Consider the following 13494-nt stretch of genomic DNA (forward strand, 5'->3'; position numbering starts at 1 on the left):
ATTCTCCTTTCTATCATTGGATAGGACAATCAATAGAATAATCAATTAAATATCTCTTAATAATCTCTTTATCTTTTTGTCTTTCAATGTTTATCTTAATTGGTACAGAATTTAGTAACTGTTTGGATATACATTTTATTGTTTTAACTCCTCTATTTATGTCATCTCCAATTACGGATATCTCAACATGGTTAATCCAATCAGCAGTTTCAATGTATTTCGTAGCTTGTATAGAATCTTTTGTAATAACTTTGTATGTTTCATCCATAAACTTTACTTTTTTTAAAATTTGTTTATGCAATTTATCAGAAAATTTATTTGCTTTTGCTAAGGGATTATTAAAAGTTTGCCACTCTATTCCCTTAGCTTCTTTCAAGGCCAAAATTAGAGATTGTTCCATAGTAATACTACAACATACACCTGAGGTTAGTAATTTCCCTTCTAAAAACCCCATCACGATCACTGTTGAATAATTACTAAGTTCACGAACTACATAAATTTTAAACATATTTGAAATAAAATTATAATCATTAATTAAGTCATGAATTTCTTTATCTTGTTTTAACTTTTCCCCTTTCAAACCATACCAAAAACAAAATACTTCATTTTTCTCAATCAATTCTGTTAGTGCCTTTTGGATTATTACTTCTGAAAGTTTTCCAGATGAAGTTCCTGTCGTATCATTAAATCCAAACTCATGATTTCCATATCCAAATTCTGAATATTTTCTGCTACTTACAATATTTTTTTCTAAATTTACAGAAGAAATAGTTTTATTTGTACTTAATGGTATCCCTAAGAAAAGTCTTTCTAAATATTCATTATAACTTTTAATAAGTGATAACTGTTTATTTTCGTCAACTGAGAAAGCACTACCTGCTGTCGTTCCTTGCTTAATCTTGACACGTGAAAAATTCACATATCCAATATTTATATTTGATAAAAACATATCACTTTTCACACCGTAGGAACTTTTATTCGTGAATATCATTAGTTAACACCTCTAAAATTAAAGCTTCCATTAACAAACATTTTCTCAAGTTTATACCTAATCCATTTGTCAGTTGTTGCTCTGGTACTAGCATTTCGTTTATTATTATGTTTTTTTCTTTACTAATCGCTAATTGACTGCTTTTAGAAACATAACCAATTTCTTTTATACCATTTGTGTACGCCTTTTTTTTATATAAACAAATTGCATCCTCTATGTTTAAAAAAAAAGCTAATACCAGTTTATCATTTACTATTTCTCTAATCTTAGTTACATTAGTTTCATATAGAATCAAAAAATTATTTTTAAAATCAAAAGAATAACAACCAGTATTTACATTCCCTATTTTTTTTGTTATGGCTAGTATTGGCATACTAACTTTATATATAAAGGAAGCATAATTTTTTTGTAAATCACTAACTAACGTTTTTATAAAGACAGGTAACTCATCAAAAGGATATACCGCTAACCTAATATCCGAGTATTTCACATTATAAAGACCTAAAACATCGCTCAATTCATCTAAATTATTCTCTTCTACTTGTTTATTCACTACCCTTTGTTGATATTTTAACGTATCAATTAAATATGCTTCATCTAATAGTACATTCTTATATTCATTCCAATAATAATCACTCATAGCAATCACAATACCCCCAATGATAAGCAATATCTTTTGTAACTAAATGATTATTTAAATCAATAGATAAAACTTCATCTAAGTCACATTTCATTAAATCGCTATCCAAATTCCTCATTATGGTATAAACTATCGTAAAATAATCATCCTTTTGCAACGGGTATTCTATAGCAAAATTTTGTGATTTTGTATAAAGTAAATCTATAATTGTCTGAAAATTAGCTGTATCAGAAGTTATTTCTCCTCTTAATTGGCTTTCTAGTTCAGAAAAAAAACATATTGGACATGGATTGTACCATTCCCTTTTATAGAAATTCGAAAAATAAATATGATGATTATAGCTAAAAATTATTTTAATGACTACATTCTTTTCCTTGGCTATATTTACAATATTTTCATATTCTTTAAAATTGAAAGCCTTTAAAAATACTATAAGCAATTTACCATCCATATTTTTAGATTCTAAGTGGGAAATACTGCTCTGATGACTAATTGTAAATTTTTCGGAAAACACGTAATCGAATAATTCAGAAAATTCAGAATCATCGGTATATACCAAAACCTCATTAACCTTATTATTTTCTATATCTAGCTTTTTAATTAATTTATTTTCTTCTAAAAAGACCAGTACATTATTAATCATGTTGCTCCTAAAATAATTGGATAATAGAGATTCCTCAAAATTTATTACTTCATTTTTTTCTAAATCTTTTAACATTCTAACTAAATTTTTATTAGTAATAATTATCGAAGATAGTTTTGTTTGAAAGAATGTTTCTTTTTCACTAAGATCATGCCATATAAAAGGGTTTACTTTATACATTTTTTCACTCCTTTTTACTTGAGTATGTAAAGAGGTAAGTGCGTCCACTTACCTTATGAAGTTTCTATTCTTCTAATCCTGTGGCCCCCCCACAACAACAGCAGCAACAACAACAACAGCCACCGCCACCGCCGCCTCCACCACCGCCTCCACCTTTAGAGACAGTAATGTTCTCAACGACAGAACCATACCCAAACCCATATAATTCAGTCTCTTCATTAATTGCATTTGGGGTTTTTTGCGACACTAAAACTTCTTCAACATTCATTTTAATACACCTCCGTTATAATTTTATCAATATTGATGAAATTATTTTACCACTATCCAATCAATTTTCAAGCAAAAACTCATCTTATTCTAATTAAAAAACGTATTTTTATACTGAAAAATCTAAAATTCTTTGATTAGACAACAAAAACAAAAAAATTAATAACAAAACAACTATCATTAATTTTTCTATTTTTATATCAATGAAAATTCTAACAAAAATAATTTTTAAAATATTTATTTTATCACATTAAAATTATAATATACAATGCATATTCGCATATTTTCGGATTTTACCTCTTTAATAACAATTGTGAATACCTAGTTTTATGAATTGATACTTACTATAAGGAAAGCATATTGTTTAATAACAAAACATATTTAAGTATTTAAAAAGCAACAACCGCTAACACAAGAGCTAACAATCATTGCTTTTTGAACTTATTTACTGTACGAAAAAAGACATTAAAAACCAGTATTCTCAATACATTTCAGCAGAAACTACTACCTGAAATCATAATTTCTGTATATTTCACTCAATTAATTCCTCTCTGTTCCTGTATCTTCACAGGTCAATGTCTTTGCAAATTATACATCAAATAAGGGGCGTTTTTCTAGTGCTTAGTCGAAAAAAATAGTTGATTCATAAGTTCATTGTCTTATGAATCAACTATTTAATAACTTTCTCTCTTACTTATTGCGCATTCAGGATCCACATGAATCCGACAAAAACAAAGAACAAGCCATACATAATTGGCGAAACTTCTTTCCCACGTTTTGCCGCAATCATTGTAATTGGATAGAAGATAAAGCCTAAGGCAATCCCATCTGAAATGCTATATGTCAATGGCATTCCTAACAAGATTAAGAAGGAAGGGATTGCAATTTCCATCTCGTTCCATTTAATTTTGCTTAAGGATTGTGCCATCAAAACGCCAACAATAATCAACGCTGGTGCTGTAACTTGCGAAGTGACAACTGCTAACAAAGGAGAAAATAGCAAGCTGAAAATAAATAAAATCCCCGTTGTAATAGCTGTGATTCCTGAACGACCACCCACAGCAATCCCCGCAGATGATTCGACATATGCGCCAACTGGCGATGTCCCTAGTAGAGAACCAGCTAACATCGCTGTTGAATCAGCGGCTAAAGCTTTCCCCACACGCGGCATTTTATTGTCCTTCATAAAACCTGCTTGATTGGCTAAGCCCACCAACGTACCAGCCGTATCAAAGAATGTTACTAATAGGAACGTTAAAACCACGACCCACATTTGAATCGTATTGATATCTTTCACATGTCCTAACGCCACTAAAAATGTTGGCTCTAAACTTGGCGCGCTTGAAATAATCTTATCAGGCATTGGAATAACGCCTGTCGCTAAACCAACAATCGTTGAAATCGCCATCCCAATAAAAATACCACCAGGCACTCGACGAACTAACAGAATTGCAGTTACGACCAAACCGACAATGGTGACCCACGTTGAGCCAACGTTCAAAGGTCCTAAGCCAACGAGTGTCGCATCATTAGCCACAATTAAGCCACCTTGGCTTAAACCAAGAAAAGCAATAAACAACCCGATCCCACCTGAAATGGCAAATTTCAAGTCTGCAGGAATTGCATCAATAATTAGCTCGCGTAATTTAAAAATTGTAATTAAAATAAATATCAATGAAGCCACAAAAACGCCTGCTAATGTCGTTTGCCAAGGAATCCCCATACCAACAGAGACTGAATAAGCAAAGAATGCATTAATTCCTAAAGCTGGTGCTGTCGCAATCGGATATTTCGCCAACACACCCATTAAAATACAACCTAAGGCACTCGCTAAAGCGGTGGCAGTAAAAACAGCGCCTTCGTCCATGCCAGAAGCACCAAGTACGGTTGGATTAACGAACAAAATATACGCCATCGAGATAAACGTGGTGAAACCAGCTAACATTTCTCGTTTCATATTCGTATTCAATTGTTCAAGTTCAAAATATGAACTTATTTTTTCTTTCATGTTCCGTCCTCCTAAAATCTAAACATTTTACAATGTTCGTAAAATATTCAATTTATTAATGAAACAACGTGTTTAATCATATAATAAACCAACAAATAAGTAAATATCAAATTCTAAATTCTGTAAAAAACGAACAATCACGATTAAAAAAAGTATTCCTTTCTAGGAATACTTTTTAAATTAAATCGTTTGTGTGGTCGGGCGAACAACCATTTCACTGATTGACATACGATCTGGCGTGTCTATGGCAAAGACCACTGCTTGCGCAATGTCTTCCGCCTTTAAGCCCCAACTTAACTGTTCTAGATGTAACGTTTCAGCTACTACTCGATTAGAAATTGTTTGATAAAGTTCTGTTTGTACAGCACCTGGTGAAATAATCGTTGATTTAATGTTATTCTCTCTTTGTTCTTGTCGCAATCCTTCCATAATTGCTCGAACAGCAAACTTTGTTCCACAGTAGACAGCCGAATCTGGATAAACGACATGTCCTGCCACAGAATCAGTAGCAATAATCTGCCCTGATTTTTGTTCAATCATAATTGGAAGAACTGCCGCAATGCCATTTAAAACACCCATAATATTAATATCTAGCATTTGACGCCATTCTCCTTTTGGTGCTTCAATAAGAGGCGCCGTTGGCATAACTCCTGCATTGTTAAAAAGAACATCAATTCGTCCATATTTTTCCATTGTAAGCTTGATTACACGCTGAACTTCCTCTTCTTTCGTTACATCTGCTTGTTGCACGAGAATCGTTGCTTCAGGAAGTTCTTTTTTTATAGCAATTAAACGTTCTTGTCGACGTGCTGCAATGACTAACTTCGCTCCTTTTCTGGCAAGTAAACGGGCTGTTGCCTCACCGATTCCACTGGAAGCGCCCATGATAACAATAACTTTTTCTGATAATGATTTCATTATATTTCCTCCTTATCTTCCTGAATCCAACGAATAATTTTAGCTGGTGTTCCTGCAACAATAGCGTTAGCTGGCACATCTTTAGTTACAGTCGCATTAGCTGCTACGATAGCATTTTCACCAATCGTAATACCTGGTAAAACAGTGACACCCGCGCCTAACCACGCAAATTTTTTAATGGTAATTGGTGCTAGCAATACGCCTCGCCGTTTCATTGGCAGTTCCGGATGATTGACACTTAAGAGATTAACGCGCGGACCAATTAAAACATTGTCTTCAATTATAATGCCCCCTAAATCAACAAACATAGCTGCCCGATTAATAAAAATATTTTTACCAAAATGTATATTGCGTCCAAAATCTGTATAAAAAGGCAATAAAATCGTAACGGTTTCGTCAATTTTGTCTTGGATAATCGTGGCAAGAAGATTCCTTACTTCATTATGTGTATAGGCTTGTTGATTTAATTCTATTAAATAGCGACTATTTTCCTCTTGAATCTGATGAATAAGTTGAAATAGTGGTTCATCTTTATCAATGCTACCTGTTGCAATTAGTTCTTGGAGATTTTTTGTAAGCATTCCTAATCGCCTCCTTTTGCTAAATTTATCGTAATACGTGACAACTCCTCTGTCTAATACTTATAATAAATAGATAAGTATGCGTTTTAGTTATAGGAGGGAAAGTAATGGAATTACGAGTGATTCACTATTTCTTAGCAGTGGTCCAAGAAAAAACGATTAGTGGCGCAGCCAAACAATTGCATGTATCACAACCAACATTATCTAAGCAATTAAAAGAATTAGAGGAAGAATTAGGCGTGACATTATTTATACGAGGAAATCGACAAATACAATTAACACCTGAAGGAGAATATTTAGCTAAACAAGGGCAAGATATTTTAAGCTTAGCGAATAAAACAGTCACCAACTTGTCGCAAAATGAATTCATTAATGGCGAAATCACGATTGGTGGCGGCGAAACAAAAGCTATGTCTTTTTTAGCGAATGCACTACAACAAATAACAAGCCAGCACTCAGCTGATATTCACCTTCATTTATACAGTGGGAATGCAGATGATGTAATAGAACGGCTAGACAAAGGATTATTAGATTTTGGTTTAATTATTGAGCCTGCACCTAAACAAAAATATAGCTATTTAACATTACCAGTTGTAGATACATGGGGCTTAATTACTGTAAAGGACCATCCCTTAGCCACTAAAAATGTTATTACTGCAGCCGATTTAAAAGAAGAACCTTTATTTATTTCTCGACAAGCACAAGTTCCGAGCCAACTCTCTGATTGGCTCGAAGCAAGTCTAGATCAGTTCCGAATCGTTGGGACCTACAACTTACTTTACAACGCTTCACTGATGGTAGAAGCTGGGCTAGGTAGCGCCCTAAGCATTGATGGTATTCTAGAAACAAATCAAACAAATTTACGTTTTATCCCGCTATATCCTGCTTTAACAGCCAAAATTAGTTTAATTTGGCGCAAAAATACGGTTCTTTCCACAGCTGCTGCATTATTTTTAGAACAAATAAAAAAAAGTATTCAACGCCCTGAATAATAGGTCGTTGAATACTTTTTTAAATCATCACTGTGATCGTAGCTGCTGCCAAAATCAAAACTAAGCCGATAATCGTTACGGTCATTTCCTTGGCTGTTTTCTTTTGACCTAAGAACCAAATACCTGTCAACGTTGCAAGCACAACTGATGTTTGGGATAGAATAAAGCCAGTTGCCAAGCCGTTCATATCTGGCTGCGCTGAAATTAAATAAGTTAACGCTGCAAAGGCGAAGAAAAAGCCTGAAAAAATTTGTTTGTAAGAAACAGCTTCTATAAATGGGGATGTTTCCCCACCCTTAATAGTGACAACCGCTGAGTAAATAACTGCGACAATTACCATGCCTATTGCTTGTGGTAAAAAGGCATGCATGCCATCAATTGCCGTTGCTTGAGGTGCTGCAGAGTACGCCCAATAGCCGATTTCACCAACGGCTAATAGAAGAACTGCTTTTTTCATAATCCCAGCACTCTCAGCGGACTCCGTTTCCGACCAGACCGTCATTTTGGCACCAATCATGATTAACACTAAGGCAAATGCGCCTAACAATTTGGCTGTCGCACCTGGCCAGTTTCCTAAGAAAAAGACACCCCAGAGAGAAGCACCTAAAAGTTGGAACGCGGTCGTTACTGGCATGGCACGTGATGAACCAATCATCGTGAAGCATTTAAACGTAATGATTTGCGCACAGGCCCAACCGACACCAGATAAAAGTGAAAAGAATAAATCCATGCCCGCTGGAAAAGCCAAACCATTAATCATTGAAAAAATAGCGGCAAAAATTAATGTTCCTAAACTGGTACCAAGAATTTGATTCACTGGACGACCACCAATTTTGGAAGCGATTGTTGGGAAAAGCCCCCAACCTAAAAGCGGTCCTAAACCGATTAATAATGCAGTCGCATTCATCTTTATTTCCCCTCTCTCGTTTAAAAGACAACGTTACTTTCTAATAAAATATTTGCGTATGGGGTCATTTCCCCTGTCCGAATAAAGGCATGGCAGTTGTTTAATTCTTGTTTCATTTCTGTATGAGGAATAAAACTGATGGGAGTTTCTGGTAAACGAGTTTTAATTGCTGCCAACATGTCAGGATTTTCTGTTTTAATTTCTTCTGCTAAATAAATTCGTTGAACTGCCAATTCCTCAAGGACATTGTTTAAAACTTCCATAAAACTAGGGATGCCATTAGTAACTGCTAAATCAATTTTTTCTGTAGTCCGAGGCACTGGCATGCCTGCATCACCAATACTTAATTTATCAAAATGACCCATTTGTGCGATGACGCGGGAAATATCTGAATTAATAACTTTTGTTTTTTTCATGTCGCTCGCTCCTTTTTATTTGTCTGCCAATTCGTGTTGATAAGGAATCGAAGGTTGGGCTCCAAAACGTTGAACAGTCAACGAAGACGCCTTGTTTCCATAACGAATAGCTTCTTCCAAATTGCTAAAATCTTTTTCTAATATACTACTTAATGCGCCAATAAAAGTATCGCCAGCAGCCGTTGTATCAACCGCTTTCACTTTAAAAGCAGGCACAATACCACTTCGTCCATTGACGTCATAAAAGGCTCCTTTACTACCTACTGTAATAATTACTGCTTCAATCCCTAATTGATGAAGTGCTTCTGCGGCTTTACGCATACTCGCTTCATCTGTGATTTTAATGCCTGTTAAAATTTCGGTTTCTGTTTCATTTGGTACAATCATATCTGTCACGTTTAGTAATTCTTCAGGAACTTGTTCTAACGCAGGTGCGGGATTTAAAATCGTTTTGACGCCTGCTTTTTTAGCAATTTTAAACGCTGCAATCGTACTATCAATCGCACTTTCAAATTGGGCAATCACAAAATCACTTTTTTCAATAATTTCTTGATGTTCCTGGACTTGTTTTGGCGTAAAGGCGTTATTGGCTCCTGCGTAAATCATAATGCTATTTTCACCAGCGTTATCTACCATAATAAAGGCTTGGCCAGTAGCTGTTTTCTCTAAAGTGGTGACCCCAGTTAAATTAATTTCATCTTGACTCATTAAATCAGTCATCATAGCTCCAGCGCCATCATTTCCCACAGCACCAATAAAATATGTTTCTGCGCCTGAACGTTTCGCTGCAACTGCTTGGTTTGCTCCTTTACCACCACCTGCTGTAAAATGTTCAATGGCGTGAATTGTTTCGCCTGGTTTTGGCATTTCTTTGACTCTTAATGTTGTGTCTAAATTGATACTTCCGATAATTGTAACCGCGTTCATTTTCATCCACCTCAATAAAATTTATTTTTTCATTCTAATTAAAACGTTTTAGTAAAACGTTTTAATTCCACAACAAAAATATAGCACACCTTGAAAGCTATTTCAAGGGTGCTGTCGAAAATCGTTCAATCAGTTGGACAGGCAAGGTTTGCTCCTCCCAATCTTTTGCAGGCTGATGGATTCTTTCCAATAATAAAGTCGCCGTAGTTTGCCCCAATTGAAAAACAGGTTGAGCAATTGTTGTTAGCGGCGGCGAAACATACTCGCACATATCAACATTGTCATAACCAATAATACTATAATCCTCAGGAATTTTTTTGCCCGCTTCTGCTAATCCTCGATATAAACCAAAAGCAATTTCATCATTGATAGCAAAAATTCCGGTGCTCTCTGTTTTTAAAATTTCGGGGACAGCTTGGTAGCCGCCGGTTTTTGATAATTCTGTTTCGATCAACTGGACCTTTTCCGTATAAACAGAACAAAAACCTTTTAACCGTTGCTGAATATTGACTGGCGCATGTGGTGGCATTACCACGACGACCTGTTTATGTCGTTGCTCTTGTAAATGTTTTGCTGCTAGTTGTCCACCTCTATAATCGTCTGTCAAAACAGCATCGCTAAAGCCTTCTGCTTTTTTTTGGTCAAGTACAATAAACGGAATCTTTTTCGCACGTAGCGTTTCATTAATCGTTTGATTGGAAATTTCAGAACTTGCAATCACAAAGCCATCGACACTACGACGAATCAACTCTGTTAAATATTCATGTTCTCTTGTAACGTCTTGGTCCGCATTGCATAACATCAGTATAAAATTTTCTTTGTATAAAACACTTTCAATTCCTCGAATCAATTGCGCGAAAAATGGATTAGTAATATCAGGTACGATTACGCCAATCGTCTTACTTTTTTTCATCACCATACGTTGCGCAAAATAGTCGGGCTGATAGTTTAATCGCTCTTTTGCAGCCAATACTTTTTCGACCGTTTTCCCACTAAACCGTGCCCCATTCCCGTTTAAAATTTGTGAAACGGTAGTAATGGAGACACCTGAGTCATTGGCAACATCTTTAATTGTAACCTTTTTATTTGTCATCCTACTTCTCTCCTTGCCGTGAACGCGCCCATTCACCGGACCTCTTAATCTCATTTAATTTACTACAATCATTTACTTTACGCAACCACAAATAAATACGTACATTCGTTTAAACCGTCCTTTCATCCCTTCAACAAATTTCGTTGTTCTACTTTTAAAATGTTATACTGTAGAAAAAATGATTTACTTTTTGCTGAATGGAGGGCCTTAATTGAAAAAGAAATCGATTGGTTTGTTGTTAGCTAGCGCATATTTATTTCACGCACGTTCTCGTCAAAAATCCTTAAAAGCCTGTCTTTTTGAAGATTCTTTACGTCTTTCCCAAATTGCTCGACTTGAACGAAATCCGAAAGTCACCAAGGCTTTTTATCATTGGCAACGATCATTAAATGAACAAGTGACTTTGCCAAAACATTTACGTCATCTTTTTCCTCTTCAAGAAATGACTCAATTTCCTACGATGTATCGCATGTCAAACTCCGTTATTGCACCTACCAAGAAAGCTGTACTGTACCTGCATGGTGGGGGCTTTACATTGAATCTCGCCTATAGCCAATTAGACTTTAGTTATAAACTAATTGAAGATCTCCCTTTTGCAACAGATTATTTTATCCCTGTATATCCATTAGCACCAAATAAGTCTTTTGCTGATATTTATAATCATTGCTATGCTGCTTATCAAGAAATTTTACAGCATTATGATCCCGAAGATGTTATTTTATTAGGTGATTCTGCTGGTGGTACATTGGTTTTAAACGTATTGCAGAATTTAGCCACCGATTTCCCTGAACGCTTACCCAAAGCTGCTGTTTTAATTTCTCCTTGGTTAGATGGACATTTAGACATTCCCGTTGCCAAAAGTTATCAAAAAAAGGACAAAATGATTGGCATGAACTATTTACAATTAATTGCCCAAGAGATTGACGACACAGCCAATCACTCCACGCTTTCTTTAAATTGCTTGTCCTTTGATTATCAAAAATTTCCGCCACTTTTTTTCGTGGGCGGCACACATGAAGTTTTTTGCCCTTCCTATCACCAATTTTTAAAACAATTAGGGCCACGACCACAAGATACTTGCCGATTGGTGCCTGGCATGCAACACGTTTTCGCAATGAAACAATACTTGCCAGAAGGACGACAAGCGCGGAAACAAATTGCACAGTTTATCCAAGAACAATGGTAAAAGGCAAATGAGACAGAAGTCAAAACGACTTCTGTCTCATTTGCCTTTTTAGAACAAAACACTTAGTTTTCTTCGGCGACTTTTTTCTCCCGCATAGTCAAAACAGCGCTAGCCAAAAGAACAACCACTACAAAAGCAATGATTCCTCCTACTAAAAGACTCGGACCTGCCTCACCTAATTTACCTAAAAATAGGCCTGGGATTAAATAATCTGTATCCGCAAACGTTGAGGATGCTAACTGTAGATCACCCAAGACTGGTAAAATGAATAACGGTAACCAACTAATTAATAAGCCATTAAACGCAGCCCCTAAAATCGCTCCCCGACGTCCCCCTGTGGAATTTCCAAAAACACCTGCCGCGGCACCACAGAAAAAGTGCCCAACAACGCCTGGTATAATCACAGTGGTATTCAGACCAACCATCGCTAACATTGAAATAGTTCCCACAATAAAGCTCACAAAGAACCCAATCAAGACAGCATTTGGCGCATAAGGAAAGATAATGGGAACATCAAGTGCTGGTTTAGAATTAGGCACTAATTTTTTAGCAATTCCTTGGAAAGCTGGCACAATTTCTCCTAAAACCATCCGCACACCCTGTAAAACCACTACGAAACCAGCCGTAAAGGTTCCTGCTTGAATTAATGAAAAGATAATCGCATTTTCGCCATTGCTTAACTCATGCTCGACATAGCCTGTCCCAGCCAGCAAAGCCAAAATCACATAGACAATCGACATCAAAATCATAATTGAGATGGTTGAGTCTCTTAAAAAACCAAAACTTTTAGGAATTTTAATATCTTCCGTTGACTTTTCTTTATTCCCAAAGACTTTTCCAATAAAGCCACTTGCCGCATAACCAATATTCCCTGTATGCCCCATTGCTACTTTATCATTTCCAGTAATTTGTTTCATAAAGGGCTGACAAAGAGCAGGTGTCACTGTTAATAAAGTTCCTTCAAATAAACCACCTAAAAGAATCATTGGCAAACTAACGCTAAAACCGGCCCCCACTAAAATAACGGCTGTCAAACACGAAACGTACATCATCGCTTGACCTGTCAAAAAGATATATTTAAAACGTGTAAAACGCGCCAACAGAATATTAACAACCATGCCCACCAACATAATCAGAGCAGTTGGTGTCCCATATTGTTGCAAGGCAATCGCTACAACCGCTTCATTACTAGGTACCACGCCTTGTGTATTTAATGCGGTTTGGAACATCTCCGCAAAGGGCGTTAATGAGTTCGCCAATAGCCCTGCGCCACCAATTAAAACTAAGAAGCCGACGAATGTTTTCAACGTTCCTTGAACAACATCAGAAAATTTCTTTTTCTGTAAAACTAATCCCAACAAAGCAATTAATGAAACCAGAATCGCTGGCTGGCTAACAATTGAAACAAATAAATTCAATAAAGTTTCCATGTTTTTCCTCCTTCTTATTGATGTGCAATGCCATTGTCATCTAAAACTTTCAAGACTTTCTCCTTCGTTTCATCGTAATCAATAATCGCATTTAAAGGAATGATTTTTTCATCAGGAATTGACCCTAAAGCATCTTGCAATGTTTTTTCGACAAAGAAGTAATCAGCCATATCACCACTGGCACTCCCGACATCTGTGTGATCAATTTGAAAATTATCTGTATCAACACCGACTTCCTCTAAAATTTGTTGGATATTCATTTGCACCATAAAACTTGTTCCTAAACCACTTTGACAAACTGTAAAAATCTTCATC

The 13494-nt window shown here is 35.8% G+C and carries 15 protein-coding genes; 2 read left to right on the forward strand and 13 right to left on the reverse strand.

The annotated features are described in order from the left end of the window. Window positions 1-13: 13 nt before the first annotated feature. The 7 genes from IGM04_RS11760 to IGM04_RS11790 all read right to left on the reverse strand — a co-directional run bounded on the left by IGM04_RS11760 (window position 14) and on the right by IGM04_RS11790 (window position 6228). The gene (locus tag IGM04_RS11760) at window positions 14-991 is read right to left on the reverse strand and encodes a hypothetical protein (RefSeq protein WP_002399541.1); all 978 of its coding nucleotides are present in this window, start codon (window positions 989-991) and stop codon (window positions 14-16) included. Beyond that, window positions 975-1631, reverse strand: coding sequence for a hypothetical protein (locus tag IGM04_RS11765; RefSeq protein ID WP_010823210.1), 657 nt, complete (start codon window positions 1629-1631; stop codon window positions 975-977). The genes IGM04_RS11760 and IGM04_RS11765 overlap by 17 nt, the downstream gene beginning before the upstream one ends. Beyond that, on the reverse strand, window positions 1624-2454 hold the full coding sequence (locus tag IGM04_RS11770; RefSeq protein WP_002365265.1) for an McbB family protein: 831 nt from the start codon (window positions 2452-2454) through the stop codon (window positions 1624-1626). Before IGM04_RS11770 ends, IGM04_RS11765 begins: the two co-directional genes overlap by 8 nt. A 64-nt stretch (window positions 2455-2518) precedes the next feature. Further along, on the reverse strand, window positions 2519-2722 hold the full coding sequence (locus IGM04_RS11775; RefSeq protein WP_002410046.1) for a hypothetical protein: 204 nt from the start codon (window positions 2720-2722) through the stop codon (window positions 2519-2521). A gap of 693 nt (window positions 2723-3415) precedes the next feature. Next, complete coding sequence (locus tag IGM04_RS11780) at window positions 3416-4729, reverse strand: NCS2 family permease (protein WP_002355107.1); 1314 nt, start codon at window positions 4727-4729, stop codon at window positions 3416-3418. Window positions 4730-4909: 180 nt separating this feature from the next. Continuing rightward, entirely contained in the window at window positions 4910-5647 is a 738-nt protein-coding gene (locus tag IGM04_RS11785) for an SDR family oxidoreductase (RefSeq protein WP_086318192.1), read from the reverse strand. Then, window positions 5647-6228, reverse strand: a complete 582-nt coding sequence (locus IGM04_RS11790; protein WP_002355105.1) for a DapH/DapD/GlmU-related protein — start codon at window positions 6226-6228, stop codon at window positions 5647-5649. Before IGM04_RS11790 ends, IGM04_RS11785 begins: the two co-directional genes overlap by 1 nt. 107 nt (window positions 6229-6335) lie before the next feature. Between IGM04_RS11790 and IGM04_RS11795 the strand changes: the two genes are divergently transcribed. After that, a complete protein-coding gene (locus IGM04_RS11795) occupies window positions 6336-7220 on the forward strand; it encodes a LysR family transcriptional regulator (protein ID WP_086318191.1) in 885 nt (294 codons plus the stop codon). Between the two features lie 19 nt (window positions 7221-7239). Here IGM04_RS11795 and rbsU read toward each other — a convergent pair whose 3' ends face one another. The 4 genes from rbsU to rbsR all read right to left on the reverse strand — a co-directional run bounded on the left by rbsU (window position 7240) and on the right by rbsR (window position 10563). Then, window positions 7240-8127, reverse strand: a complete 888-nt coding sequence (rbsU, locus tag IGM04_RS11800) for a ribose/proton symporter RbsU (protein ID WP_086318190.1) — start codon at window positions 8125-8127, stop codon at window positions 7240-7242. Window positions 8128-8147: 20 nt separating this feature from the next. Next, a complete protein-coding gene (gene rbsD / locus IGM04_RS11805; RefSeq protein ID WP_002410040.1) occupies window positions 8148-8543 on the reverse strand; it encodes a D-ribose pyranase in 396 nt (131 codons plus the stop codon). A gap of 15 nt (window positions 8544-8558) precedes the next feature. Continuing rightward, a complete protein-coding gene (gene rbsK / locus IGM04_RS11810) occupies window positions 8559-9476 on the reverse strand; it encodes a ribokinase (RefSeq protein ID WP_002381157.1) in 918 nt (305 codons plus the stop codon). Window positions 9477-9567: 91 nt separating this feature from the next. After that, entirely contained in the window at window positions 9568-10563 is a 996-nt protein-coding gene (gene rbsR, locus IGM04_RS11815; protein ID WP_002370032.1) for a ribose utilization transcriptional repressor RbsR, read from the reverse strand. 211 nt (window positions 10564-10774) lie between these two features. On the opposite strand from rbsR, the gene IGM04_RS11820 reads away from it, so the two are divergent. Next, the gene (locus IGM04_RS11820; RefSeq protein WP_002410038.1) at window positions 10775-11749 is read left to right on the forward strand and encodes an alpha/beta hydrolase; all 975 of its coding nucleotides are present in this window, start codon (window positions 10775-10777) and stop codon (window positions 11747-11749) included. A gap of 62 nt (window positions 11750-11811) precedes the next feature. On the opposite strand, the gene IGM04_RS11825 is transcribed toward IGM04_RS11820, so the two are convergent. Together IGM04_RS11825 and IGM04_RS11830 are read right to left on the reverse strand one after the other, a co-directional pair. Continuing rightward, complete coding sequence (locus IGM04_RS11825; protein WP_002355097.1) at window positions 11812-13179, reverse strand: PTS ascorbate transporter subunit IIC; 1368 nt, start codon at window positions 13177-13179, stop codon at window positions 11812-11814. A gap of 14 nt (window positions 13180-13193) precedes the next feature. Then, window positions 13194-13493 carry a PTS sugar transporter subunit IIB gene (locus IGM04_RS11830; RefSeq protein WP_002355095.1) on the reverse strand — a complete coding sequence of 100 codons (300 nt, stop codon included), beginning with the start codon at window positions 13491-13493 and terminating at the stop codon, window positions 13194-13196. Window position 13494 lies beyond the last annotated feature (1 nt).

Origin of the sequence: Enterococcus sp. DIV2385, from assembly GCF_051711925.1 — a bacterium.
Classification (GTDB): Bacteria; Bacillota; Bacilli; order Lactobacillales; family Enterococcaceae; genus Enterococcus; species Enterococcus faecalis.

Coding starts and splice junctions, on each gene's coding strand:
- IGM04_RS11760 (WP_002399541.1), bottom strand. CDS start 991: ATGATATTCACGAATAAAAGTTCCTACGGTGTGAAAAGTGATATGTTT.
- IGM04_RS11765 (WP_010823210.1), bottom strand. CDS start 1,631: ATGAGTGATTATTATTGGAATGAATATAAGAATGTACTATTAGATGAA.
- IGM04_RS11770 (WP_002365265.1), bottom strand. CDS start 2,454: ATGTATAAAGTAAACCCTTTTATATGGCATGATCTTAGTGAAAAAGAA.
- IGM04_RS11775 (WP_002410046.1), bottom strand. CDS start 2,722: ATGAATGTTGAAGAAGTTTTAGTGTCGCAAAAAACCCCAAATGCAATT.
- IGM04_RS11780 (WP_002355107.1), bottom strand. CDS start 4,729: ATGAAAGAAAAAATAAGTTCATATTTTGAACTTGAACAATTGAATACG.
- IGM04_RS11785 (WP_086318192.1), bottom strand. CDS start 5,647: ATGAAATCATTATCAGAAAAAGTTATTGTTATCATGGGCGCTTCCAGT.
- IGM04_RS11790 (WP_002355105.1), bottom strand. CDS start 6,228: ATGCTTACAAAAAATCTCCAAGAACTAATTGCAACAGGTAGCATTGAT.
- IGM04_RS11795 (WP_086318191.1), top strand. CDS start 6,336: ATGGAATTACGAGTGATTCACTATTTCTTAGCAGTGGTCCAAGAAAAA.
- rbsU (WP_086318190.1), bottom strand. CDS start 8,127: ATGAATGCGACTGCATTATTAATCGGTTTAGGACCGCTTTTAGGTTGG.
- rbsD (WP_002410040.1), bottom strand. CDS start 8,543: ATGAAAAAAACAAAAGTTATTAATTCAGATATTTCCCGCGTCATCGCA.
- rbsK (WP_002381157.1), bottom strand. CDS start 9,476: ATGAAAATGAACGCGGTTACAATTATCGGAAGTATCAATTTAGACACA.
- rbsR (WP_002370032.1), bottom strand. CDS start 10,563: ATGACAAATAAAAAGGTTACAATTAAAGATGTTGCCAATGACTCAGGT.
- IGM04_RS11825 (WP_002355097.1), bottom strand. CDS start 13,179: ATGGAAACTTTATTGAATTTATTTGTTTCAATTGTTAGCCAGCCAGCG.
- IGM04_RS11830 (WP_002355095.1), bottom strand. CDS start 13,493: ATGAAGATTTTTACAGTTTGTCAAAGTGGTTTAGGAACAAGTTTTATG.